Source organism: Bradyrhizobium sp. USDA 376, from assembly GCF_054063675.1.
Genome location: NZ_JBSSGN010000001.1, coordinates 3949039 through 3972163, shown reverse-complemented (window position 1 = coordinate 3972163; position 23125 = coordinate 3949039). Strand labels below are relative to the sequence as shown.

Sequence of the window (23125 nt, the reverse complement as noted above, 5' to 3'; positions counted from 1 at the left end):
AACGCCTCGTCCTTCGAGACGACCGCTTCCAGCGGTCTCCTCAGGATGAGGCTAAGCAGCACTTTTTCCCTTGAAACAACTGCTGCCACGCATTCCGCCCTCATCCTGAGGAGCCCGCCTAAAGCGGGCGTCTCGAAGGATGGCCGCAGGAGCTGCTCTCGAATCCGACCGCCTGCCCTCCACAGGAGGGTGACAGAAGCGCTCATTGCTACGACCTCGCGCTCCACTGCTGCGACGAGGTCACCATCTTCTCCTGCTGCTCCTCGACGCGCGTCCAGTCGTTGCCGGAGCACCAGAAGCGGCCGATCGCGCAGGCCTCGACGTAAAGCCTGCCGGAGCTCTTCAGCGTCATCCTCGCATAATAGGTGTTGCCGCTGGAGCGGCTGTAGATGCTGCCGGTCCATGCGTTGTGCGATTTCGGCTTCATGTTGACGAGCACGCTCTCGCCCCGGTCCGACGTCTCGGTGAGCGCATAGCCGCACAGCGCGGGGCCGCAGCGCTCGATGCGGACCGTGCCCCTGGCGCCGGTGCTCTCCCATTCGCCCAGCGGCAAATAGGTCGCCTCGTCGTCGCTGCTCTGTGCGACCGTTGTGCCCTGCTTGCTCTCGGGTCTCGGAGCAACCACCGGCGGCTCCACGCGCGGCGGATCGAGCGTGACAGTCTTCGGCGGCTCCACCCGCTGCAGGTCAACCCGTGGCGGATTGGGACACGGTGCCTCAACTCTTGCTGCCTCGAGTCTTGGCGCCGGCGGCGGCACAGCGGACTGCGACGTCGTCGCAGCAAGGACGGGGACCGTCGGTGCCGATGATGGCGCGACCCCGGTCGGCTGCGGCGGCCGGACCGAAGCGGCCGGAGTGACAGGCTGCGGCGCCTGGACAATCGGTGCGGGCGCAGGCGGCGGGACCGGTGTCGTGTTGACCTCTTCCGCCGGCCGAAGGCTGCGACCGGAAATCGAGACACAGGAGGTGGACCGGCAATTCCTGGGCGCCTCGACATGGAACCGATGACCGCCGATCGAGAAGGAATAGGAACCGGCCTGGGCCGCGGGCGCAATCGCCGTCAACGCGATCAATGTGCCAAGCGAAGTCGCAAGCCGCTTCATCGGCGCCTCCTGTCGTGTCGCGACGAGGTTACGCGGCATGAGCCGCGGCTGAATGTGCGCTGCCTCACCCAGGCGCTCGCCAGCCGTTGTGACGTCCGTCACGGAAGGCGGGACCGGCCCGGCGTAGGGTCGAACCACGCTTCATCCCCCAGCGACTTCAGTCCATCTCGGGACCGCGCAATTTCGGAGGTTGTCATGAACAAGCTCACCATCGCCGCCGCCGCGCTCTTCCTCGCTTCGACCGCCGCCGCGCATGCCGGCAATTCGATCTCGTTCCAGATCGAGGGCCAGCGCATCCGCATCGAGACGCCGCGCAACTGCGCCTCGCTCAATTGCGTGACCATCGTCGCGCCGGGTCTGTCGGACAAGCCGATCAGGCTGAACGACATCAACCTGAAGGGCCTCGGCGGCTCCAAGGACGATGACGTCGACACCACACCGGCTCCGGCCACGACCGCGCAGCCCGCACCGGCTCCCGTGCAGCAGCCCGTGCAGCAGGCGCCGGTTCAGGCGACCGCGCCGGCAGCCCCCGTTGCCCCTGCCCCGACGACGACCGTTACCGCCGCGCCGTCGGTGGATACGACAGCGCAGCCCGCGCCCGTTGCGGCGCCTGCTCCGGTCGCGACCGCGCCCGCTCCGGCTTATGTGCCCGCTCCGGCTCCCGTTGCCGCTGCGCCTGTGGCCGCCCCGAGCTCGCCGATCGGCGTGTGGGCGACCGAAGAGAACAAGGGCAATGTCCGCGTCGAGCAGTGCGGCGCCAATCTCTGCGGCTATGCCGAGAAGACCAACGAGCGCATCCTGATCAACATGAAGCCCGAGGGCTCGAAGTGGAGCGGTCGCATCCGCGATCCGAACTCCGGCCGCAACTACGACTCCACGATCGCGATGAAGGGTTCGAACGCGATGCGCGTGCAGGGCTGCGCCTTCGGCGGCATGTTCTGCGGCGGCCAGACCTGGAAGCGCGTGAGCTGACGCGCGAAGCGCGTCATCCCGTACTATTGTGATCCCGGGCGATGCAAATCATCGACCCGGGATTTGGCGCCACAGCATCACTTTATCCCCTCACCCTGAGGAGCCTGCGCAGCAGGCGTCTCGAAGGGCGAGGCCCGCATCGAGAGCGGGCCTGCATGGTTCGAGACGCGCGCAAGGGCGCGCTCCTCACCATGAGGGGAGAGAGCGGTTCACCCCTCCCATGCGACAGACGTTCATCCGCCATTCAGCCTCACACGGCTGATATCGGCCGATCTCGCCTCGCGTTCTCACCGGGACATCCTCGTGACTTCAATGGTGGCTTGGCGCCGCTCCGTGTTCGCGCTCGTGCTGCTGGCCTTGCCGGTGGCCGGCAGCAGCGTGGCTTTCGCATCCGATGCGATCGAGCTTGCGCAGGCACAGCCACAAGCGCAGCCGACGCCCGAGCCTTCACCGACGCCATCCGCTTCGCCAACACCGGCGCCGGACTCGCAATCCAACTCCGTCGAGCCGATCGGCAACGTCGCGACCGTGACGGGGATCGCGACCGTGATCCGCGACAAGAACTCCTATCCGCTGCGGGTGCGCGACGACATCTATCTCAACGACATCGTGCAGACCTCGTCGAACTCCTCGCTCGGCATCACCTTCAACGATGCGACGACGTTCAACCTTTCGGCCGGCGCCAGGATCACCATCGACAATTACGTCTATGAGGACGGCGGCAAGCAGAACTCGGCGATCTTCGACATCGGCAAGGGCACCGTGGCCTTCGTTGCGGCTGCCGTCGCGAAGACCGGCGACATGAAGATCGCGACGCCGACCGCGACGCTCGGCATCCGCGGCACCACGGGCGTCGTCGACGTGCCCGAGAGCGCGACCGCGAACACCACGAACAACGTCAACATAAAACTCTATCCCGACGCCGACGGCCGGGTCGGCCACATCGAGGTCAACGACCGCAGCAGTGGCGCGCGGCTCGGTGCGCTGACGCAAGCCGCGAGCGGCTTTGCCATTCGCCCGGGCGCAGCTACGGCTGGCGTCATGCGCTTTGCAGCCGTGCCGATCACGATTCCCGCGCAGCAGATCGCGCGCGACCGCGGCTTCGTCAGCCAGGTGCATCTGGCCCAGACCACGGGCCGGCAGATCGTGACCGAGCAGCGCGACTTCCGCCGCGCCAATCCGGCCGCGATCAGCCGCATTCCGCGGCCGGCGCAACCGCCGCAGCAGCAGCAATTGCGGCCGACCACCGCGCCGGGGCAACAGCCGCAGCGGCCGAACGGCCAGCCCGGCCAGAACAACCGTCCGGGCCAGCAGCAGCCGGGCACGCCAGGCCGGCAGGGAACACAGCAAGGCACGCAACCGCCGCAGCGGCAGGGCCAGCAGCAACAAGGCCAGCAGCAGGGTGCAGGACAGCCGGCAGGTACGCCGCGCACCGGACCGGGCCCGCGGCCGGGCGGAGCGCCGCAGACGCAGCCGTCACGCGCCGGCCAGACTCCCACGCAGCCCGGAGGAGCCGTGCCACCGCAGCCGGGCGCGACACCGCAACCGCAAACGCCGCGCACCGGATTGCAGCCGGGCCAGCGGCCCGCGGCTCAACAGCCGGGCATCCAGCGACCGGGCGGCTTCCAGCAGCGCCTGCCCGCCGCACCACCCCCCGTAGCGCCACGCAAGCCGGCGCCCGCTCCGAAGGAGAAGAAGGAGCGACGGTGAAGTGTGGCGTGCGTCAACGCGCTCGGTGCGCTCCCTCGCCCCGTTCTTACGGGGAGAGGGTTGGGGTGAGGGGCTGCTTCCGCGAGCTTGATTTCAATTGTGGGCGGAGTAGCCAACTCGATAGTTGTCGTGCGAGTCGGATGGACTTCCATTCTTGCGACAGCACGCCTTGCCCCTCACCCGGATCGCACCGGACGATGCTGCGCATCGCCGGGGCTTCCGACCTCTCCCCGCCGAAGAGCGGGGAGAGGTAAACAGACCTCACGCCTCGCCGCGCAGCCAGGCCTTCACCTTTTGCAACAGGCCGTGCCGCAGCTCCTCGACGGAGGCGGCTTCGGCCGGCGTCAGCGTCTGCAAGGCGGCATCGATATCGTCCGCCGCGAGCGACGGCTCGGGCGCCGGCGACGGCACAAGTCCCGCCGCCGCGAGCGCGATCGGGCCGATCTGCGTCAGGAAGGCGCGCTCATATTCGCGCGACAGGCGGGCGATCGCATCGTCCAGCGTCAGCCAGTCCACCGCCTTGATGTCGTTCATCAGCTTGCGGACCGGACCGCCGTCGGCCTCCATCCGCCAGAAATGCACGACTTTCGAGCGGCCGCCGGACTGGTAGACCAGCGTGCCCAAAAATTCGTGGATGGCGACGTCGTGGCCGGTCTCTTCCAGCACCTCGCGGTGCGCGGCTTCCTTCGGCGTCTCGCCGTCGTCGAGCTTGCCCTTGGGCAAGACCCATTCATTGCGCTTGCGCTGACGCACGACTGCAACCAGCGGCACCGCTCCCCGCCGCAACACAATACCACCCGCCGCCATCACCGGCGCCCGCGCCATCACCAAATCCGTTCGATCGAATCGTCCCCGAGAGACGATATAGGCGGCGGGGACGGCGGATTGAAGGCTACTTTCTCCTGAGCAGCGCCTGGCCCGCGCGAATGCGCGTGCCCTCGGCGATGCCGTCGCAGAAGGTAAAATCGCCGGGCGCGAGGATGATGATGGTCGAGCCATGCTCGAACCAGCCGAGCTCCTCGCCCTTGCTCACCTTGACGTCGCAGGGAAAGTTGACAGGGCCGCGGGTCTGCGCGTTCAGCACCATGTCGAGGAAATGTAGGCGGATGCTCGCGACCAGAATCGCGGCCACCGGCACCAGCGTCACCGCCTCGCCAGTCGAAAGATGCGTCCGGATCACCGCGCGCTCGTTCTTGCAGAACAGTCGCTCGACCCGCTTCAAGGCGATCGGGTTGACGTTCCAGACGTCGCCATGGATCAGCGTGACACGTTCGATATGCGCGTCATAGGGCGCGTGGAAGCGGTGATACATGCTCGAGGTCAGCCGCAGCGTGACGAAGGAGCCGTTGCGGTGCTGCTCGACGAGCGCTGAGTCACCAAGCAAGTCCAGCAGCGAATAGGGCGCGCCCTTGACCTGAAACAGTTCGGTGTCGGCGATCTTCCCGTGCGCGCCGACGATGCCGTCCGAGGGGCTTGCGACAATGGATGGGTCGGCATCAAATGGCCGCAGGCCCGGCTTCAGCTCCCGGGTGAAGCAGTCGTGCAGGCTCTTGAAATGAGTCTTGCGCGCCTCCGACAGGTCGAGGTCGGAGAACAGCTTCCACAGCGCGATCGAGAAGTCCCGCACGAAGGGATTCTCGATCTTGGAGAACCAGCCCATGAAGCGGGTCAGGGCCGCGCGCGGGATGCGGTTGGTCAACAGGAAGTTGAGGTCTTCCTGCTGGGTGAAAGAGGCGATGATGGCTTTGACTGTCATGAATCTGTCAGCTCGCAGTATTAGCGCTTGTTGTCATGGAAACGACACTCCCGATTCTCTCATTTTCCGTGGCCGCCGCAGCGTCCGCTGCCGCCGCCTTCCCGAAGATCAAGGCGCGGGTCGAACTGTCCCGCGCCAAGCACCGGTCGCTCGCGGGGCACTCCAAGATGTCGCGCCGGGTGGCAAAGCTGCTCCCGTTCTACGAGTTCGAAGGCGACAAATATTTCGGTTGCGACGGCGCGCCCGCGAACATCGTGGCCCAGCGCAAGGACGCCTTCTTCCGCCTCGCGCGCCTCTACGCCGATCGCTACCCCAAGGGCCGCGCGATGACGAAGGAGGCGGCGGAGACGATTTCCGACCTGAACTTCACCGAGAGCTACCGCGTCCCGTTCCAGTTCTCGCGCCTCGTCCGCGAGCATTTGGGCACCTCGACCTTCATGGAGTCCTCGCGCGGCGTCACTGTCACCGATGTCGACGGCAACACCTCCTACGACCTCACGGGGTCCTACGGCGTCAACATCTTCGGCAACGACTTCTACAAGGAATGCATCGAAGGCTCCGAGAAGCGGGCGCATGCGCTCGGCCCGGTGCTCGGCCCCTATCACCCCGTCATCCTCGAGAACGTGCAGCGGCTCTGCCAGATCTCCGGCCTCGACGAGGTCTCGTTCCACATGTCCGGCACCGAGGCCGTGATGCAGGCGGTGCGGCTCGCGCGTTACCACACCAAGCGCACGCATCTGGTTCGTTTCGCCGGCGCCTATCACGGCTGGTGGGGCGACGTGCAGCCCGGCGTCGGCAATCCCATCCCCGCGCACGAGACCTACACCCTCTCCGAGATGTCGGAGAAGACGCTGCACGTCCTGCGCACGCGCAAGGACATCGCCTGCGTGCTGGTCAATCCGCTGCAGGGGCTGCATCCCAACGTCAACGCGCCCGGCGATTCCTCGCTGGTCGATTCCTCCCGCGGCGGCAACTTTGACCGCGCGGCGTACACCGAGTGGCTCAAGAAGCTTCGCGAAGTTTGCACCGAGCGCGGCATCGTGCTGATCTTCGACGAGGTCTTCGTCGGCTTCCGCCTCGCTGCCGGCGGCGCCCAGGAATACTTTGGCGTCAAGGCCGACATGGTGACCTACGGCAAGAGCCTCGCCGGTGGCCTGCCGGTCGGCGTGGTCTGCGGCAAGAAGGAGCTGATGCGCCGCTTCCGCGACGATCGTCCCGCCGACATCTGCTTCGCCCGCGGCACCTTCAACTCGCACCCCTACGTCATGACAGCGATGGACGAGTTCCTGAGCCGACTCGCAAGCCCGAACTTCCGCGCCGTCTATGACGGGCTGGAGGCAACCTGGAACGGCCGCGTCAGGAAGCTCAACGAGATGATGGAGAACGCCGAGCTGCCGGTGCGGTTCGCCAACTTCTCGTCGATCTGGACGGTGAAATACACCACGCCGTCCCGCTACAACTGGATGCTGCAATACTACCTGCGCGCCGAAGGCCTGGCGCTGAGCTGGGTCGGCACCGGCCGGCTGATCTTCAGCCTCAACTACACCGACGCCGACTTCACTGAGGTTGCCGAGCGTTTCGTTCGCGCGGCGCAGAAGATGAAGGCCGACGGCTTCTGGTGGCACGACGGCGTGCTCACCAACAAGAACATCAAGCGGCAGATCCTGAAAGAAATGCTGGCCAAGCGCTTTGGACGCTGAGGCTGGTTCTCTCCACATAACCACCGTCATTCCGGGGCGGTCCGCAGGACCGAACCCGGAATCTCGAGATTCCGGGTCTGGTCCTTCGGACCATCCCGGAATGACGGCATTTGTGGCCGCGCTCGATCCCACTTCCCCGCGCGCGGGGAGAGGCGAAGAGAGCCCCAAGACGTGGATGCCCGGCACGAGGCCGGGCATGACGTAACCATCAGACATCGGAGTGTGGCGTGTGCGCAGCGCGCTCAGGCGTGCTGCTCTTCGAGCACGGGCTCGTCGATAAAGCCGAGCGTGTGCTCGGGGTTGAGGTGCAGACCGGGGTCCATCAGCTCGCCGCGCATCAGGGCGAGCGGAGCACCGCGATAGAGCATCAGGTCGTGGAAGGGGTCGGTCAGGATCTTGGTCATCCAGACGAGACCGGTCTCGACGTCGCGGATGAAGAACAGGTGCACGGTGCGGAACAGAAGACCGCCGCCGCCGACCACGAGCCAGATCTTGGCGACCTGACGCATGAAGTCGGTCGCGCTCGCCCAGGGCGTGAACAGGCCGAACAGCGTCGGATCGGCGAACAGCACCAGCGGCGACAGCGCCCAGATCGCCATCAGCACCACCTTACGCTGAAGGTTGTAGCCGACCTTGATCTCTTCCTTGTACTCGTGCGTCGCCTGGTTGATGTGGTCGTAAGTGTGCGGCTCGAAGAAGAAGTGACCGGCCTGGCGCGAGGTCATCGACACCAGCCAGCCGACCAGCGCGGAGACCACGGGATCGATGAACAGCCAGACATAGGCAAAGAGAAAGCTCAGCGCGCTGACGAAGTGCAGGCTCTGATTGATGCGGCTGTGGTGATAGTAGCGATGGTCGTCCCAGCGCTGGATCCGCAGCTGCTCGAGATAGTTCTTGATCATGCTCTCCCCCAAAATGCTTTCGGGTTCAGGATTTACAGGGATTCGATGTAGGCCGTGTGACATCATCATTTTGTCATGTGACGATGTGCAGCGGCGCGATGACGCACGTCTTACTCTCTCCCCTCATCCTGAGGAGCGCGGAACGCGCGTCTCGAAGGATGAAGGCCGAGCTGCAGCAGCGGGGGCCTTCATGGTTCGAGACGGCGCTTGCGCGCCTCCTCACCATGAGGGGCGACAGTCAAGCCGCCTTGGCGACGTCGACCTTGCGGAAGCGCACCAGCGAGAAATGGCCGAGCGGCGGAATCAGGCGGCGCTCGGCGAGTTCGATGCCGTTGGCGCCGGCGAGCCACTTGGCGTAACGCGACCAGGCGAACTCGGCGGTGCGGAAGCCGAGCGGACGCACCACCGGCTGCAGCTTCTGCTCGATGAAGCGGCGCATGCCGGCATCGGCGCTGACGCGGGTCAGGATGATCAGCTCGCCGCCCGGACGCAGCACGCGGGCGAACTCGTCGAGCGCCTTCTCCGGATTCGGAACGGCGGTGACGACATACTGCGCCATCACGACGTCGAACGAGTTGTCGGGGAATTCGAGCTTCTCGGCGTCCATCACCGCGAGGCCCTCGACATTCTTCAGATTGCCTTCGGTGACGCGCTGGCGCGCCTTGTCGAGCATGGCTTCCGAAATGTCGGTGCCGAAGATGCGCAGGTGCGGCGCGTAAAGCGGCAGCGAGATGCCGGTGCCGACGCCGACCTCGAGCACGCGGCCGCCGATCTTGTTGGTGGCTGCGATCGCCGCCTGCCGGCCCTTGGCGAACACGCCGCCGAACACGAGATCGTAGACGGGCGCCCAGCGATCATAGGCCTGCTCGACCGTGCCGCGGGTGAGGTCGAGTTGCTGGGTGCCGTCAAGGTTCATGATCTTAGCCATCGATGAGGTTCTCGCTGTGGATCCAATGAAAGGTCAACCGCGCACCGGCCGCCGCGCCATGCGAGGCGAAGCGCGCAGGACGCGGCTGGGCTGAAGTGAGGTGAGATTTCCGACGAACTGGCGCGCGCTGTTTTCCCAGGAACGCTCCAGCGCAAAATTACGGCAGGTCTCGCGCGACATGGTGAGTGCGCGCAGGCACGCGGTACGCAGATCGTGGTCGATCGCGCCGATCGGGTGATCGGCGATGACGTCCTTCGGGCCCGTCACCGGAAACGCCGCAACCGGCGTACCGCAGGCGAGCGCCTCGAGCTGCACCACGCCGAACGTGTCGGTCAGGCTCGGAAACACGAACACGTCCGCGGCGGCGAGATGCGCGGTGAGATCGGCCCCCTTCTTCTCGCCCAGGAACACCGCGTCGGGATACTTCTTCTCCAGCGCCGCCTTCTGCGGGCCGTCGCCGACGACGACCTTGGTGCCGGGCAGGTCGAGCGAGAGGAACGCCTCGAGGTTCTTCTCCACCGCCACGCGGCCCATGGTCATGAAGATCGGGCGCGGCAGGTCGAGCGTTGCAGGATGATCGGGATGGAACAGCTCGGTGTTGACGCCGCGCGTCCAGAAGCCGAGCCGCTTGAAACCGCGCTCGGACAGCTCCTGCCGCAGCGAGGGCGTCGCCACCATGGTCATCGCGGCGGCATCGTGGAAATGGCGCAGCACGGCGTAACCGACGGCATCGGGGATGCCCGTCCGCACCGAGACGTATTCCGGAAACCGCGTCGTGTAGGAGGTGGTGAAGGCGAGGCCGTTGCGACGGCAATAGGCCCGCGCGGCCCAGCCGATCGGGCCTTCGGTCGCGATGTGCAGCGCCTCCGGCGCGGCCTTCTCGATCCGCCGCGCGATCTCTTTCGCCGAGGGCAGCGCGATGCGCAGGCCCGGATAGGTCGGCAACGGCCAGGACGGAAAGCCGTCCGGGGTGAGGAAGTCGATCTCGACGTCGAGCGCCTTGGCCGCGTTCGCCAGCGAGGTCAGGGTGCGGACCACACCGTTGACCTGCGGATGCCAGGCGTCAGTCGCGATTAATACCCGCATGGGGAAATCCCGAGAGTTTGATGATTCTCGGCTTTCGACCATCAACCAAGGATATTTCAGGCGTGTGACGTCATAGAAGTGTCGGCCCGCTGTTTTGTTCGTTAACGGACCCCTGCGGCCACGAAACTGTCATGAAACAATCCTTGCCGCATGAAACCGTTTTCGGTTTTCCGCGCAAATGTCCCGAAACGTTTTGCCGTTAGTGATTTAGGCAACGGAGCACCGCAACGGTGCCGCGGTGGCTTTTCAAACACCGAGCAAACAGGGGCGATCAATGTTCAATCTGGATACTTTCAAGACGTATTCGCGCGCCGTTGCTTTTGGCGCAGTCGCGATCTCCGCCATCGCGTTCGCAGGCCCGGCCAAGGCCGCGCCGGTGCAGCTCTTCCCCTTCTTCCAGCCGCTGCCGCCGATGGCGGCGCCGCAGCCGCTGCAACCCTATCAGCCCTATCAGGCGCCAACCTACCAGACCGAGCCGTCTGAGGATCAGGACGTGGTCGAGATGCCGGCCCGCTTCCGCCGCCAGACCGTCGCTTACGCGACGCGCGAGGCGCCTGGCACGATCATCATCGATACGCCCAACACCTATCTCTATTACGTGCTCGGCAACGGCCAGGCCCTGCGCTACGGCATCGGCGTCGGCCGCGACGGTTTCACGTGGTCGGGCATCCAGTCGGTGACCAGGAAGGCCGAGTGGCCGGCCTGGACCCCGCCGCCGGAGATGATCGCCCGCCAGCCCTATCTGCCGCGCCACATGGCCGGCGGCCCCGGCAACCCGTTAGGGGCCCGCGCCATGTATCTCGGCGGCACCATCTACCGCATCCACGGCACCAACGCCCCCGAGACCATCGGCAAGCGCGTCTCGTCCGGCTGCATCCGCCTGACCAACGATGACGTCACCGACCTCTATTCCCGCGTCAACGTCGGCACCAAGGTGATCGTGCTGCCGATGACCGAGCGCCGCGCGGACCTCGGCGCCGCGACGCGCTAGACAACAGGACATTGTGACGCGAACGGCCCCGGAACCCACCGGGGCCGTTTTCGTTTGCAACGTGCACTCCGGGCGACCTCGTTTGGAGAAGCACTCCTCATGGAGGCGCAGATGCAGTCACGCCTGCAAACATCGCTAACCACATGGCTGCGCGTGATCGCCAGCGCGGGAGCGTCGACGCTGATCCTGTCCGCCCCCTCCTCGCTCGCACAGCAGCCGACGAACGACGACGCGGTTCAACAGGCCTTCAACAATGCCTGCCGCACCTGCCACTCCGTGAAGGAAGGCGACAACCGCCTCGGTCCCAACCTCAACAAGATCGTCGGACGAAAGGCCGGTGCGCTGCCGGACTACAATTATTCGTCGTCGATGAAAGAAGCCGGCTTCGTCTGGGACCAGGACAAGCTCACCCGCTTCATGGTCAAGCCGGACGAGGTCGTGTCCGGCAACAAGATGCAGCCCTATGGCGGCGTCTCGGCGGAGGAAGCGGCGAAGGTGGCCGCTTATCTGCAGGCGGCGTCGGGCTCGCAATAACAGCGCCGGTGCCGCGTGCTGAAGCTTGCATAGGAAATCGCGGCGCATCCTTCGAGACGCCCGCCTGCGGCGGGCCCTCAGGATGAGGGCTGAGTGTGCGGCGGCGCTCTTGCTGCGGCACGAATGCCAGTTAGCCTCATCCTGAGGAGACCGCGAAGCGGTCGTCTCGAAGGACGAGGCTTCACTCGGACGGAGACCTCTGACCGCCCCGCCGCTCCGCGATCAACCTCAGCCACGCGGCCGAATGAAACGCGCTCATCAGGAGATACATCGGCACCATCCCGCCGAGCAGAGACCCCTGCCCGGCGCCGCACAGCATGTCCGCCGGACCGCCGCCGAGCGCGGCGGTCAGCACGGCCATGACCGCGAAGGTGGGCGTCGCCGCCAAGGCCAGCCATCTGGCGAGGCGGCGCGCGGCCGTCACGCCATCGCGACCGGCGCCAACGGTTGCGCTTGCGGGACTAGTCACGACCTTCCGCGGCCTCCTTGCGAAACGCCTTCTCGCCGGCGTCCGAGATCTCGACCCATTTCTTGTCGGGCGCGGCGTCTTCCGTGTAGCTGTCGTGCCAGTTCCACCATTTGTAGGTCGGCGTTTGCGGATAGCCCTTCGGCGAATCCTCCCAGACCTCCTGGCGGCCGAGCGGGGTGATGTCGAGATAGTTCCAGGTGCCGCCCATCTGTTCATCGCCGCGGCTCTTGACGAAATAGGTGCGGAAGATGCGGTTGCCGTCGCGGTAGAACACGTTGGTGCCGTGCCATTCGTCCACGCCGAAATCCTTGTCAAAACTGTCGGTGACCGTGACCCAGGGCATGGTCCAGCCCATCCGCTTCTTCAGCCTGATGATGTCGGCCTGCGGCGCGCGCGAGGCGAACACCAGCGTGGTGTCGCGGGCGTTCAAGTGCGAGACATGAGCGACCTGGTCGGCCACCATGGAGCAGCCGCGGCAGGCATGATCGGGCCAGCCGAACACGCCGGGCTCGAAGAAGGCGCGGTAGACGATCAGCTGTCGCCGGCCCTGGAACAGATCAGCCAGACTGACCTTGCCGCCGGGCCCCTCGAACGCATAGGTTTTGGCAACTTCCATCCATGGCATGCGCCGGCGCTCGGCGGCCAGGGCGTCGCGGGCACGGGTATGCGCCTTTTCCTTCACGAGCAGTTGCTGGCGGGCGGCCTCCCAGTCCTGCGCCGACACCACCGGCGGGGTCTGCATGGCGGTCTGTCCGTTGGTTCCGGCTTTTTCTGCTGATGTCATCATGACTCTCCAAAGCTTTTGCTTGACGTCCTGCCAACGATTTCTGGCACCAAGCGGTTGCGCGGTGGGAGTAACAAGTGTGGCGGGATTGACATGGAGTCGCTGATCACCGCCGCCGCACGCGCATTGGAGGCCGGCGATCCCCTGGGCGCGCTGAACCGCGTTGCGCTGCGCAACGATGCACCGTCGCTGGCGCTGCGCGGCATCGCGATGGCGCAGCTCGGCGATCTCGCCAAGGCCAAGGCGCTGCTGCGCAGCGCTGCGCGCGCCTTCGGTCCGCGCGAGGCTGTGGCGCGTGCAAGGTGCGTGGTGGCCGAAGCCGAGATCGCACTCGTCTCACGCGATCTGGGATGGCCGCCACATGCGCTCGCGGCCGCGCGGGCGACACTCGCAAAGCACGGCGATCTCGCCAATGCCGCACATGCCGGTCACATCGAGGCGCGCCACCTTCTCCTGCTCGGACGGCTGGACGACGCCGAGCACACGCTGGCGGGGCTTGGCACCGCACCGCTTCCGCCCGCCTCTCAGGTCGTCCGCGAACTCGTGATTGCCGGCATCGCAATCAGGCGGCTGAAAACGAAGGATGCGCGCGCGGCGCTCGACCGCGCGGCCAGTGCAGCGCGACAAGCAAGGATCCCGGCGCTCATGGCCGAGGTGGACAGCGCGACCCTAATCCTCGACACCCCGGCCGCGCGCCTGATCGCACGCGGCGAAGAACATCCGTTGCTGCTCGGAGAGGTCGAAAGGCTGGCGACCTCGACAGCGCTGGTCGTGGACACCTTCCATCATGTCGTGCGCAGGCAAGGCGTCGTCGCCTCGCTCGGCACGCGGCCGGTGCTGTTCGCGCTCGCCCGCCTTCTGGCGCAGGCCTGGCCGGCGGATGTCTCGCGAGAGAGGTTGATATCGGGTGCGTTTCAAGCAAGGCACGTCGATGAGTCGCACCGCGCGCGATTACGGGTCGAGATCGGGCGGCTCCGCACCCAGCTCAGGTCACTGGCCGACATCAACGCGACCAGGCAGGGATTCGTGCTGGCGCCGCGGAAGACGCGCGATGTCCTCGTGCTGGCGCGGCCCGTGGAGGAGAAGCACGCCGCCCTCCTCGCCTTTCTCACCGACGGCGAGCCCTGGTCGAGCTCGGCGCTCGCCCTTGCGCTCGGAATCAGTCCGCGCACCGTGCAGCGAGCGCTCGAGCAGCTGGCGCGGTCGAACAAGGTCCAGTGCTTCGGACACGGGCGCGCGCGCCGCTGGATGATGCCGCCCGTCCCGGGTTTCCCGACAGGCTTGTTACTCCCCACGCCGCTCCTGAAGACGTAAGGTGCATCACCTCATAGGGATCAGACACATGAAGCGTTCAGCTGCCGAGATCGTAAGGGAATACGGACCTTTTGACGGCGTCGAAGCCGTGCATGGCGTCACCTATGACGGCACCCATGTCTGGTTCGCATCCGGCGACAAGCTGAACGCGGTCGATCCGTCCAGCGGCGAGATCGCGCGCTCCATCGACGTCGCCGCGCATGCGGGAACGGCGTTCGACGGCCGCCACCTGTTCCAGATCGCGGAGGACCGCATCCAGAAGATCGATGCGGCGACCGGCAAGGTGCTCAGCACGATCCCGGCGCCTGGCGGCGGTGGCGACTCCGGGCTGGCCTGGGCCGAGGGCTCGCTCTGGGTCGGGCAATATCGCGAGCGCAAGATCCATCAGATCGATCCCGAGACCGGGACGGTGCTCCGCACCATCGAGAGCAAGCGCTTCGTCACCGGCGTGACCTGGGTCGACGGCGAGCTCTGGCACGGTACCTGGGAAGGCGAGGACAGCGACATTAGGCGTGTCGACCCCGAGACCGGCAAGGTGCTGGAGCAGCTCGACCTGCCCGCAGGCACCATGGTCTCGGGCCTGGAGTCCGACGGCGGTGACCGCTTCTACTGCGGTGGCGGAGATCGCGGCAATGTGAGAGCGGTCCGCCGTCCGCGGCGCGGCTAGGTGCGCGATATGCGGCAACGCGCATTCGCAAGCGTTAACCTGTTCGCCCCAATTCCACCCCACCGGTGCGCTCTAGCGCCCTCCTCGCCCGCCCTGTAAAATCCCCGCCGGGGCGGCTTGGGGGATTGATGCGACTGACGTTGAATCTGAAGACTATCCTGATCGCCGTCGCGGTGCTCGCGGCGTCGTTCTTCATCAGCCTGAAGGCGATGGACTTGCTGTCGCCGCGCGCGACGAATTCAGCGCCGCCGGTCGCGCAACTGCCGCCGTTGCCGCCGGTCTCGAAGAGCTCGATCGTGGTCGCGCCGGTCGCCATCGCGCTGTCGGCGATCCGCGAGCAGGCCGAGAAGGCCGCGCCGCGCAATTTCGCCGGCAAGGCCGACAATCCGATCTCGCAGATCCTGGAGAACGCCGATATCGGCTGGACCGCCGTGCGCGGACCGATGGCGGCCGCCGGCGACAAGGACGTGCTGACGATCTCGACGCCGCTCAGCGGCAAGCTCAACGTGACCGGCTCGCTGTCGGCGAAGGCCACCGGCGCGCTTGGCGACGCGCTCGGCAGCGTGCTCGGCGGTGACGCGGCGAAACGGATCGGCGCGGTCAACATCAAGAATCTGAACGCCAGCGCCGAGATCAAGGGCAATGTCATCGTCACCTCGCGGCCGAAGCTCGCGGCGAACTGGCATCTGGAGCCCAATCTCGGCGCCCAGGTCAATCTCGGCGACACCAACCTCAATGTCTCCGGCGCCAAGGTCAACGTGCCGGCGCAGGTGAAGCCGCTGATCGACAAGAATGTCGGCGAGCAGATCAACATCGTCTCCGAGCGCATCCGCAACGATCCTTCGCTGCGGGAGAACGCCAAGGTGCAATGGGCCAAGGCTTGCCGCTCGATCCCGCTGCAAGGCTCGGGCAGCTCGGCCGCGCTGCCGCCGCTGTGGCTGGAGATGAAGCCGGTCCGCGCCATCGCGGCGCAACCGCGCGTCGATGCGCAGGCGGTGACGCTGCTGCTTGGCCTCGAGGCCGAGACACGCGTGACCTCGACGCAGACCAAGCCGGACTGCCCGTTCCCCGACAAGATATCGATCGTGCCGCCGACCGGCACCGGCGTGAGCATCGGCGTGCCGATCGACGTGCCCTTCACCGAGATCAACAAGCTGATCGCCGCGCAGATGGTCGGCCACACCTATCCCGAGGACGGATCGGGCCCGGTCGACGTCACCGTGAAGAGCGTCAACGTGATTCCATCCGGCGACCGGCTGCTGATCTCGCTCCTGGTGCGCGCCAAGGAAAAGAAGAGCTGGCTCGGCCTCGGCGCGGAGGCGACGGTGCATATCTGGGGCCGGCCGATGCTCGACCAGGCACAGCAGACGCTGCGGCTCGCCGACATCCAGCTCGCGGTCGAGTCCGAGGCGGCGTTCGGCCTCTTGGGAGCTGCGGCGCGCGCCGTCGTGCCGCAGATGCAGCAGGCGCTGGTGCAGAAGGCGACGCTCGACCTGAAGCCGATCGCCGCCAACGCGCGCGAGAAGATCGCGGCCGCGATCGCCGACTACCAGAAGAGCGAGGACGGCCTCAAGGTCGACGCCAAGATCGACAGCCTGACGCTCGCCGACATCGCCTTCGACTCCAAGACGCTGCGCGTGGTCGCCGAAGCCGGCGGAACGCTCAATGTGTCCGTGACCAAGCTGTCGGGGATGTAGCGCGCCTCACTCACCGGGCCTGCACGCCTCTTCGCCGCTTGCGCCGCTGGCATTCTCGCCGGAGGATGCTAGTCTCACACAGCATTGTAGGGGACAACGCGAGGACAACATGGAAGCCGGCATGGTCACGCCTGCGCCGGCATTGGTGCGCTTTTCCGGCATTCAGAAGACCTATGATGGCGAGAACCTCGTGGTGAAGAACCTCGATCTCGACATCAGGAAGGGCGAGTTCATCACGCTGCTCGGCCCGTCGGGCTCGGGCAAGACGACCACGCTGATGATGCTGGCCGGCTTCGAGGTTCCGACCCAGGGCGAGATCTATCTCGCGGACCGGCCGATCAAGAACGTGCCGCCGCACAAGCGCGACATCGGCATGGTGTTCCAGAACTACGCCCTGTTTCCGCATTTGACGATCGCGGAAAACATCGCCTTCCCGCTCTCCGTTCGCAAGACGAGCAAGGCGCACGTGCAGGAGCGCGTCAGCGCGGCGCTGCGCATGATCAAGATGGAAACCATGGCGCAGCGGCGGCCCGGGCAGCTCTCCGGCCGCCAGCAGCAGCGCGTGGCGCTGGCCCGCGCGCTGGTGTTCAATCCGCAACTCGTGCTGATGGACGAGCCCCTGGGCGCCCTCGACAAGCGCCTGCGGGAGCAGATGCAACTGGAGATCAAGCAGCTGCACGAGACGATGGGCATCACCATCGTCTACGTCACCCACGATCAGAGCGAAGCGCTGACCATGTCGGACCGCATCGCCGTGTTCAACGACGGCATCGTGCAGCAGATCGACAGGCCCGACGCGCTGTATGAGCATCCGGTGAACAGCTTCGTCGCCCACTTCATCGGCGAGAACAATGTGCTGGCCGGCACCGTCGAGACGATCGACAAGGACTTTTGCCGCGTCGCGCTGGCTGGCGGCGGCGTCGTGACCGCACGGGCGATCAATGTCTCGGGCGCGGGCGCATCGACCTCGCTGTCGGTACGGCCGGAGCGCGTCGCGATTGTTCCGGATGGCAGCGCCAGCGACGGACCGAACCGGCTGCCGGCAAAAGTGCAGAACACCATCTATCTCGGCGACCACGCGCTGGCCGTGCTCGAGGTCGCCGGCAACGGGGAGTTCATGGTCAAGCTTCAACCGGGAGCGTATCACGGCCTCACACATGGCAGCCTAAGACCTGGCGAAAGCGTCTTCATCACCTTCCGCCCCGAGGACTGTCTCGCCCTCGATCCCGTCTGATCCAGCGATCAACGTCAACGCAACGCACACGAAGAAGGAACAACGACCATGCTGAAGCGCAAGACTGGCAAGATTGCTCTGGGGTTCGTCGCGGCGTTCAGCGCCAGCGCTGCGCTGGCCACGGCTGCGCAAGCGCGTGACCTCACCGTCGTGTCGTGGGGCGGCGCGTATCAGGATGCCCAGAAGAAGGTCTATTTCGAGCCGTTCAAGAAGGTATCAGGCGTTGCCATGAACGACGAATCCTGGGACGGCGGCGTCGGCGTGTTGCGCGCCAAGGTGCAGGGAGGTGCCGCCACCTGGGACGTCGTCCAGGTCGAGAGCGACGAGCTGGCGGTCGGCTGCGAGGAAGGCCTGTTCGAGAAGCTGGACTATTCCAGGATCGGCGGCGAGGCCGCCTATATCCCGCCGTCGGTCAATGCTTGCGGCGTCGGCGCCATCCTCTACGATTTCGTCCTCGGTTACGACAAGGACAAGCTGAAGCAGGCCCCGAGCGGCTGGGCCGACTTCTTCGACACCAAGAAGATTCCCGGCAAGCGCGCCTTGCGTCAGGGCCCGAAGACCACGCTGGAGATCGCCCTCATGGCCGACGGCGTCGCGCCGAAGGACGTCTACAAGGTGCTGGCGACCGACGAAGGTGTCGATCGCGCGTTCAAGAAGCTGGACACCATCAAGGGCGACATCGTGTGGTGGAAGGCTGGCGCCCAGCCGCCGCAATTGCTCGCCTCCGGCGAGGTGGCGATGACCTCGGTCTACAATGGCCGCATCGACACCGCGAACAAGAACGAGAAGAAGAACTTTGGCATGGTGTGGGACGGCGCGCTCTTCACCCTCGACAGCTGGGTCATCCTGAAGGGGAGCCCGAACAAGGACGCGGCCTACAAGTTCCTCGACTTCGCAGGCAAGGCGGAGAACCAGTCGAAACTGTCGGAGAACATCGCCTATGGCACCTCGAACAAGGACGCAGCCGGCCGGCTCGCGCCCGCCGTCCTGAAGGACCTGCCGACTGCGCCTGACAACATCAAGAACGCGGTCGAGATCAACGTTGCCTTCTGGCTCGAGAACATCGATCGCCTGACCGAGCGCTTCAACAAATGGGCCGCGAAATAGCACGCGACAGCACCGGCGTGCGGCGCAGGCGGAGGGAAAAACGTGGCGGAAAGCTCGCCCGCGGCGCATCCTTCGAGACGCCCGCCTACGGCGGGCCCTCAGGATGAGGTCTGAGTCTGTGGCAGCGACTTTACAGACACCGATGTCGATGAGCCTCATCCTGAGGAGACCGCCACCGGGTCCGCGCAAAGCGCGGCCCGATGACAGGCTCCGCGGTCGTCTCGAAGGACGAGGCGCGCGCTCAGACCGCCTCGAAATGGCGAGGGACGTCCGGTCAAAGAGGTTCGCACCATGACAGCGGCGTCCCTGACCGAGGCCGAGGTGCCGCTCAAGCGCCGATTGAGGCGCGCGGAGCGGACACGCCAGGTCAAGGCATTGGCGCTGGTTCTGCCGCTTCTCGTCTTCCTGCTCTTCACCTTTGCCGGCCCCATCGCCGGCATGCTGTGGCGCGCGGTCGATGACCGCGAGGTGCGCCAGGTTCTGCCGCAAACCATCGCTGCTCTCGCCAATTGGGACGGCAAGGACCTGCCGGACGAAAAGGCCTATGCGGCGCTGGCAAGCGACATCCTGGCGGCGCGCGCTGCCGGCACCATTGCGATTGCCGCCAAGCGGCTCAACTACGCGCTGAACGGTTTTCGCACGATCCTGACCAGCACGGCACGCAATCTGAAGGCGCTGCCGGAGCCCGGCACCGCTAGGGAGACGCTGGGCAAGATCAACGCGGCCTGGCGCGAACGCACCACCTGGACGACCATCAAGGACGCCAGCGGCCCGGTGACCGGTTTCTACCTTCTCGCCGCGCTCGACCTGACGCGGAACGCGGATGGCGCGGTCGTCGCGGCTCCGCCGGATCAGGCCATCTACCGCGACATTTTCGCCCGCACCTTCCTCATCAGCCTCGGTGTCACGGCACTCTGCCTGATCCTCGGTTTTCCGGTCGCTTACCTCTTGGCAACACTGCCACCTGGCCGGTCGAACCTGCTGATGATCTTCGTCTTGCTTCCGTTCTGGACGTCGCTTCTGGTCCGCACCTGCGCCTGGATCGTCTTGTTGCAGAGCAAGGGCGTCGTGAACGACAGCCTGCACTGGCTTGGCATCATCGACGAGCCGCTGCGCCTGATCTACAACCGCTTCGGTGTCTGCGTGGCCATGACCCACGTGCTCCTGCCATTCATGATCCTGCCGCTGTACAGCAGCATGAAGGCGATCTCGCCTGCCTACATGCGCGCCGCCGCCTCGCTCGGCGCGCCACCTCTCACCGCGTTCCTGCGGATCTACCTGCCGCAAACCCTGCCCGGCATCGGCGCCGGAAGCCTGCTCGTCTTCATCCTGGCGCTCGGCTACTACATCACGCCGGCACTCGTCGGGGGCGCCGCCGATCAGATGATCAGCTACTTCATCGCGCTCTACACGACCGAGACGGCCAATTGGGGCCTTGCCTCGGCGTTGGGTGCGGTGCTGCTGCTCGCCACCGTTCTGCTCGCCCTCGTCTACGGCAAGCTGGTACAGGGACAGCAGGTGACGGGAGGCATGAAGAATTGAGCGACAATTCCTCCCTCCGCACGCCCAGCCAGCGCATCGCGTGGACCGCGACCATCGTCATCTCGACGCTGGTGTTCACCTTCCTGATCGCGCCGATCCTGGCGATCATGCCGCTGTCCTTCAGCTCGGGCTCGTATCTCACCTATCCGCTGCCGGGCCTCTCCTTGCGCTGGTATGACGACTTCATCAATTCGCCGCGCTGGATGAACTCGCTGAAGAACAGCATGATCATCGGTATCGCCTCGACGCTGCTGTCCATGGTGCTCGGCACGCTGGCCGCGCTGGGCCTGGCGCAGTGGAAGAGCCGCTTCAAGCCGCTGGTGCTGGCCTTCGTGCTGTCGCCGGTCGTCGTGCCCGGCGTCATCACCGCGGTCGGTCTGTATTTCTTCTTCGCGCCGATCGGACTGACCGGCAGCTATCTCGGCCTGATCCTGGCCCACACCGCGCTGGCGACACCCTTCGTGGTGATCACGGTCGGCGCGACGCTGCAAAGCTTCGACACCAATCTGGTGCGCGCCGCCGCCTCGCTCGGCGCTTCGCCGCTTCAAGCGTTCCGCCGCGTGATCCTGCCGCTGATCCTGCCCGGCCTCGCCTCAGGCGCGCTGTTCGCCTTCGCGACCAGCTTCGATGAGGTGGTGATCGTGCTGTTCATGGCAGGTCCCGAGCAGCGCACCCTGCCGCGCGAGATGTTCAGCGGCATCCGCGAGAACATCAGCCCGACCATCACGGCAGCGGCGGTGATCCTGACGACGGTGTCGGTCATCCTCCTCGCCACCCTCGAAGGCCTGCGCCGGCGCAACGAACGGCTCAAGGGCAACGGGGGCTGATGACTTCTCCCTCTCCCCGCTTGCGGTAGGGCTATCGTATATGAAGAAGAGTGGTTGATAGCTCGCCCACAGCGCATCCTTCGAGACGCCCGCCGATGGCGGGCCCTCAGGATGAGGGCGGAGTGCGCGGCAACAATTTCAACGGAGCCAATGCTGCTTAGCCTCATCCTGAGGAGACCGCGGAGCGGTCGTCTCGAAGGACGAGGCGCTTGCTCAGGGCCCCACCAAGACGCCATCTGCGATAGCCCTCCCCGCAAGCGGGGAGAGGCGAAGGGAACACCGGCCGCCCCTTCTGATTTTGCATTCCGCCATGGCGCGCACCGCTTAGCTGCCGCGACCGATTGTCGCTAGAACAGTCCCCGCAACAACACCCGAACAACAACAGACAGGGAGAAACACATGCAAAAACTCATCGCCGCCGTCGCGGCCGGCATCGCCCTTGCCGCCACGTCAGGCGCCGCGCAGGCGCAGATTTCCGACGATGTCGTCAAGATCGGCGTGCTCACGGACATGTCGAGCCTCTATGCGGACGCGACCGGCAAGGGCTCGCTCGCCGCCGTCGAGATGGCGGTTGCCGATTACGGCGCCAAGGTCGCGGGCAAGCCGGTCCAGGTGGTCGCCGCCGATCACCAGAACAAGCCCGACGTCGGCGTCAACATCGCCCGCAACTGGTACGACAACGACAAGGTCGACGCGATCTTCGACGTGCCGACGTCGTCGGTGGCGCTGCCGATCTCGGCGCTGACGCGCGAGAAGAACAGGATCAACATCAATTCGGGCGGCGGCTCGTCCGACATCACGGGCCCCGCATGCTCGCCCAATACCGTGCACTGGACCTACGACACCTATGCGCTGTCGAACGTCGCCGGCAAGGCGATGGTCAAGCGCGGCGAGGATAGCTGGTTCTTCGTCACCGCCGACTACGCCTTCGGCATGGCATTGCAGCGCGACGCCGCGAACGTGGTCAAGGAAAGCGGCGGCAAGGTGCTCGGCGAGGTCCGTCATCCCCTCAACTCGTCGGACTTCTCCTCGTTCCTGCTGCAGGCCCAGGCCTCCAAGGCCAAGGTGGTCGCGCTGGCCAACGCCGGCGGCGACACCACCAACGCGCTGAAGCAGGCGGCCGAGTTCGGCCTGACCCAAGGCGGCCAGAAGATGATCGCGCTCCTGCAGGAGATCACCGACACCCATTCGCTCGGCATCAAGGCAACGCAGGGCCTGATCGTCACCGACGCCTTCTACTGGGACATGAACGACGAGACGCGCGCCTTCTCCAAGCGCTTCAACGAGAAGGTCGGCCACATGCCGACCATGATCCAGGCCGGCCTCTATTCGGCGACCATGCACTATCTGAAGGCGATCGAGGCCATCAAGACCGACGAGGCGCCGAAGGTGATGGAGCAGATGCGCAAGACGCCGGTCAACGACTTCTTTGCCAAGAACGGCAAGATCCGCATCGACGGCCGCATGGTCCACGACATGTATCTGTTCGAGGTGAAGAAGCCCGAGGAGTCCAAGGGCGAGTGGGACCTCTACAAGCTGATCGCCACCGTGCCCGGCGACGAGGCATTCCGTCCGCTCGACAAGGGCGGCTGCCCGCTGGTGACGCATTGAGAGTCTTCTCCCTCTCCCCGATTGCGGGAAGAGGGAGCCCCACTCGAGGCAGGCCTTCGCAAACGAAGAAAAATGGCGGATAGCTCGCCCGCAGCGCATCCTTCGAGACGCCCGCCGATGGCGGGCCCTCAGGATGAGGGCGGAGTGCGCGGCAGCAATTTCAACGGACCAATGCTGCTTAGCCTCATCCTG

The 23125-nt window shown here is 65.8% G+C and carries 21 protein-coding genes; 13 read left to right on the top strand and 8 right to left on the bottom strand.

Translation table 11 applies throughout. From position 1 onward, the window contains the following. Positions 1-208 precede the first annotated feature (208 nt). On the bottom strand, positions 209-1102 hold the full coding sequence (locus ACVJ19_RS18625; RefSeq protein WP_453950484.1) for a DUF2147 domain-containing protein: 894 nt from the start codon (positions 1100-1102) through the stop codon (positions 209-211). A 195-nt stretch (positions 1103-1297) separates the two neighbouring features. Between ACVJ19_RS18625 and ACVJ19_RS18620 the strand changes: the two genes are divergently transcribed. After that, on the top strand, positions 1298-2074 hold the full coding sequence (locus tag ACVJ19_RS18620; protein ID WP_453950483.1) for a DUF2147 domain-containing protein: 777 nt from the start codon (positions 1298-1300) through the stop codon (positions 2072-2074). A gap of 312 nt (positions 2075-2386) precedes the next feature. After that, positions 2387-3784 (top strand): FecR domain-containing protein, encoded by a 1398-nt coding sequence (locus ACVJ19_RS18615; protein ID WP_453955157.1) that lies wholly within the window; start codon positions 2387-2389, stop codon positions 3782-3784. Positions 3785-4045: 261 nt separating this feature from the next. On the opposite strand, the gene ACVJ19_RS18610 is transcribed toward ACVJ19_RS18615, so the two are convergent. Continuing rightward, on the bottom strand, positions 4046-4609 hold the full coding sequence (locus ACVJ19_RS18610) for an NUDIX hydrolase (RefSeq protein ID WP_453950482.1): 564 nt from the start codon (positions 4607-4609) through the stop codon (positions 4046-4048). Positions 4610-4676: 67 nt separating this feature from the next. Continuing rightward, positions 4677-5540 carry an archaetidylserine decarboxylase gene (asd, locus tag ACVJ19_RS18605; protein WP_453950481.1) on the bottom strand — a complete coding sequence of 288 codons (864 nt, stop codon included), beginning with the start codon at positions 5538-5540 and terminating at the stop codon, positions 4677-4679. Between the two features lie 35 nt (positions 5541-5575). Between asd and ACVJ19_RS18600 the strand changes: the two genes are divergently transcribed. Then, positions 5576-7240 (top strand): aminotransferase class III-fold pyridoxal phosphate-dependent enzyme, encoded by a 1665-nt coding sequence (locus ACVJ19_RS18600; RefSeq protein ID WP_453950480.1) that lies wholly within the window; start codon positions 5576-5578, stop codon positions 7238-7240. A 242-nt stretch (positions 7241-7482) separates the two neighbouring features. Here ACVJ19_RS18600 and ACVJ19_RS18595 read toward each other — a convergent pair whose 3' ends face one another. From ACVJ19_RS18595 to ACVJ19_RS18585, 3 genes are all read right to left on the bottom strand, one after another. Beyond that, complete coding sequence (locus tag ACVJ19_RS18595; protein WP_260388948.1) at positions 7483-8142, bottom strand: hypothetical protein; 660 nt, start codon at positions 8140-8142, stop codon at positions 7483-7485. A gap of 238 nt (positions 8143-8380) precedes the next feature. Next, positions 8381-9070 carry a methyltransferase domain-containing protein gene (locus ACVJ19_RS18590; RefSeq protein WP_453950479.1) on the bottom strand — a complete coding sequence of 230 codons (690 nt, stop codon included), beginning with the start codon at positions 9068-9070 and terminating at the stop codon, positions 8381-8383. Positions 9071-9103: 33 nt separating this feature from the next. After that, positions 9104-10156 (bottom strand): glycosyltransferase family 4 protein, encoded by a 1053-nt coding sequence (locus ACVJ19_RS18585; RefSeq protein WP_453950478.1) that lies wholly within the window; start codon positions 10154-10156, stop codon positions 9104-9106. Between the two features lie 274 nt (positions 10157-10430). On the opposite strand from ACVJ19_RS18585, the gene ACVJ19_RS18580 reads away from it, so the two are divergent. Then, positions 10431-11147 (top strand): L,D-transpeptidase, encoded by a 717-nt coding sequence (locus ACVJ19_RS18580; protein WP_453950477.1) that lies wholly within the window; start codon positions 10431-10433, stop codon positions 11145-11147. A gap of 111 nt (positions 11148-11258) precedes the next feature. Continuing rightward, positions 11259-11681, top strand: coding sequence for a c-type cytochrome (locus ACVJ19_RS18575; protein WP_453950476.1), 423 nt, complete (start codon positions 11259-11261; stop codon positions 11679-11681). Positions 11682-11862: 181 nt separating this feature from the next. Here ACVJ19_RS18575 and ACVJ19_RS18570 read toward each other — a convergent pair whose 3' ends face one another. Beyond that, positions 11863-12150 (bottom strand): hypothetical protein, encoded by a 288-nt coding sequence (locus ACVJ19_RS18570; RefSeq protein WP_453950475.1) that lies wholly within the window; start codon positions 12148-12150, stop codon positions 11863-11865. Then, positions 12143-12937, bottom strand: coding sequence for a DUF899 domain-containing protein (locus tag ACVJ19_RS18565; RefSeq protein WP_453950474.1), 795 nt, complete (start codon positions 12935-12937; stop codon positions 12143-12145). The genes ACVJ19_RS18570 and ACVJ19_RS18565 overlap by 8 nt, the downstream gene beginning before the upstream one ends. A 90-nt stretch (positions 12938-13027) precedes the next feature. Here ACVJ19_RS18565 and ACVJ19_RS18560 point away from each other — a divergent pair, with 90 nt between their 5' ends. From ACVJ19_RS18560 to ACVJ19_RS18525, 8 genes are all read left to right on the top strand, one after another. Continuing rightward, positions 13028-14248, top strand: coding sequence for a helix-turn-helix domain-containing protein (locus tag ACVJ19_RS18560; RefSeq protein ID WP_453950473.1), 1221 nt, complete (start codon positions 13028-13030; stop codon positions 14246-14248). A 28-nt stretch (positions 14249-14276) separates the two neighbouring features. Then, positions 14277-14915, top strand: coding sequence for a Vgb family protein (locus tag ACVJ19_RS18555; RefSeq protein WP_453950472.1), 639 nt, complete (start codon positions 14277-14279; stop codon positions 14913-14915). A gap of 128 nt (positions 14916-15043) precedes the next feature. Beyond that, entirely contained in the window at positions 15044-16612 is a 1569-nt protein-coding gene (locus ACVJ19_RS18550) for a DUF4403 family protein (RefSeq protein WP_453950471.1), read from the top strand. Positions 16613-16721: 109 nt separating this feature from the next. After that, positions 16722-17846: an ABC transporter ATP-binding protein gene (locus tag ACVJ19_RS18545; RefSeq protein ID WP_453950470.1), complete on the top strand. Its 1125-nt coding sequence runs from the start codon at positions 16722-16724 to the stop codon at positions 17844-17846. Positions 17847-17894: 48 nt separating this feature from the next. Next, the gene (locus ACVJ19_RS18540) at positions 17895-18953 is read left to right on the top strand and encodes an ABC transporter substrate-binding protein (protein ID WP_453950469.1); all 1059 of its coding nucleotides are present in this window, start codon (positions 17895-17897) and stop codon (positions 18951-18953) included. 291 nt (positions 18954-19244) lie between these two features. Beyond that, on the top strand, positions 19245-20495 hold the full coding sequence (locus tag ACVJ19_RS18535) for an ABC transporter permease (protein ID WP_453950468.1): 1251 nt from the start codon (positions 19245-19247) through the stop codon (positions 20493-20495). Continuing rightward, positions 20492-21322: an ABC transporter permease gene (locus ACVJ19_RS18530; RefSeq protein WP_453950467.1), complete on the top strand. Its 831-nt coding sequence runs from the start codon at positions 20492-20494 to the stop codon at positions 21320-21322. Before ACVJ19_RS18535 ends, ACVJ19_RS18530 begins: the two co-directional genes overlap by 4 nt. A gap of 399 nt (positions 21323-21721) precedes the next feature. Beyond that, the gene (locus ACVJ19_RS18525) at positions 21722-22933 is read left to right on the top strand and encodes an ABC transporter substrate-binding protein (protein ID WP_453950466.1); all 1212 of its coding nucleotides are present in this window, start codon (positions 21722-21724) and stop codon (positions 22931-22933) included. The last annotated feature ends 192 nt before the right edge of the window (positions 22934-23125 follow it).

Excerpts from the sequence above, each read along its gene's own strand:
- ACVJ19_RS18625 (WP_453950484.1), bottom strand. The coding sequence starts at position 1,102 with ATGAAGCGGCTTGCGACTTCGCTTGGCACATTGATCGCGTTGACGGCG.
- ACVJ19_RS18620 (WP_453950483.1), top strand. The coding sequence starts at position 1,298 with ATGAACAAGCTCACCATCGCCGCCGCCGCGCTCTTCCTCGCTTCGACC.
- ACVJ19_RS18615 (WP_453955157.1), top strand. The coding sequence starts at position 2,387 with ATGGTGGCTTGGCGCCGCTCCGTGTTCGCGCTCGTGCTGCTGGCCTTG.
- ACVJ19_RS18610 (WP_453950482.1), bottom strand. The coding sequence starts at position 4,609 with ATGGCGCGGGCGCCGGTGATGGCGGCGGGTGGTATTGTGTTGCGGCGG.
- asd (WP_453950481.1), bottom strand. The coding sequence starts at position 5,540 with ATGACAGTCAAAGCCATCATCGCCTCTTTCACCCAGCAGGAAGACCTC.
- ACVJ19_RS18600 (WP_453950480.1), top strand. The coding sequence starts at position 5,576 with ATGGAAACGACACTCCCGATTCTCTCATTTTCCGTGGCCGCCGCAGCG.
- ACVJ19_RS18595 (WP_260388948.1), bottom strand. The coding sequence starts at position 8,142 with ATGATCAAGAACTATCTCGAGCAGCTGCGGATCCAGCGCTGGGACGAC.
- ACVJ19_RS18590 (WP_453950479.1), bottom strand. The coding sequence starts at position 9,070 with ATGGCTAAGATCATGAACCTTGACGGCACCCAGCAACTCGACCTCACC.
- ACVJ19_RS18585 (WP_453950478.1), bottom strand. The coding sequence starts at position 10,156 with ATGCGGGTATTAATCGCGACTGACGCCTGGCATCCGCAGGTCAACGGT.
- ACVJ19_RS18580 (WP_453950477.1), top strand. The coding sequence starts at position 10,431 with ATGTTCAATCTGGATACTTTCAAGACGTATTCGCGCGCCGTTGCTTTT.
- ACVJ19_RS18575 (WP_453950476.1), top strand. The coding sequence starts at position 11,259 with ATGCAGTCACGCCTGCAAACATCGCTAACCACATGGCTGCGCGTGATC.
- ACVJ19_RS18565 (WP_453950474.1), bottom strand. The coding sequence starts at position 12,937 with ATGATGACATCAGCAGAAAAAGCCGGAACCAACGGACAGACCGCCATG.
- ACVJ19_RS18560 (WP_453950473.1), top strand. The coding sequence starts at position 13,028 with ATGGAGTCGCTGATCACCGCCGCCGCACGCGCATTGGAGGCCGGCGAT.
- ACVJ19_RS18555 (WP_453950472.1), top strand. The coding sequence starts at position 14,277 with ATGAAGCGTTCAGCTGCCGAGATCGTAAGGGAATACGGACCTTTTGAC.
- ACVJ19_RS18550 (WP_453950471.1), top strand. The coding sequence starts at position 15,044 with ATGCGACTGACGTTGAATCTGAAGACTATCCTGATCGCCGTCGCGGTG.
- ACVJ19_RS18545 (WP_453950470.1), top strand. The coding sequence starts at position 16,722 with ATGGAAGCCGGCATGGTCACGCCTGCGCCGGCATTGGTGCGCTTTTCC.
- ACVJ19_RS18540 (WP_453950469.1), top strand. The coding sequence starts at position 17,895 with ATGCTGAAGCGCAAGACTGGCAAGATTGCTCTGGGGTTCGTCGCGGCG.
- ACVJ19_RS18535 (WP_453950468.1), top strand. The coding sequence starts at position 19,245 with ATGACAGCGGCGTCCCTGACCGAGGCCGAGGTGCCGCTCAAGCGCCGA.
- ACVJ19_RS18525 (WP_453950466.1), top strand. The coding sequence starts at position 21,722 with ATGCAAAAACTCATCGCCGCCGTCGCGGCCGGCATCGCCCTTGCCGCC.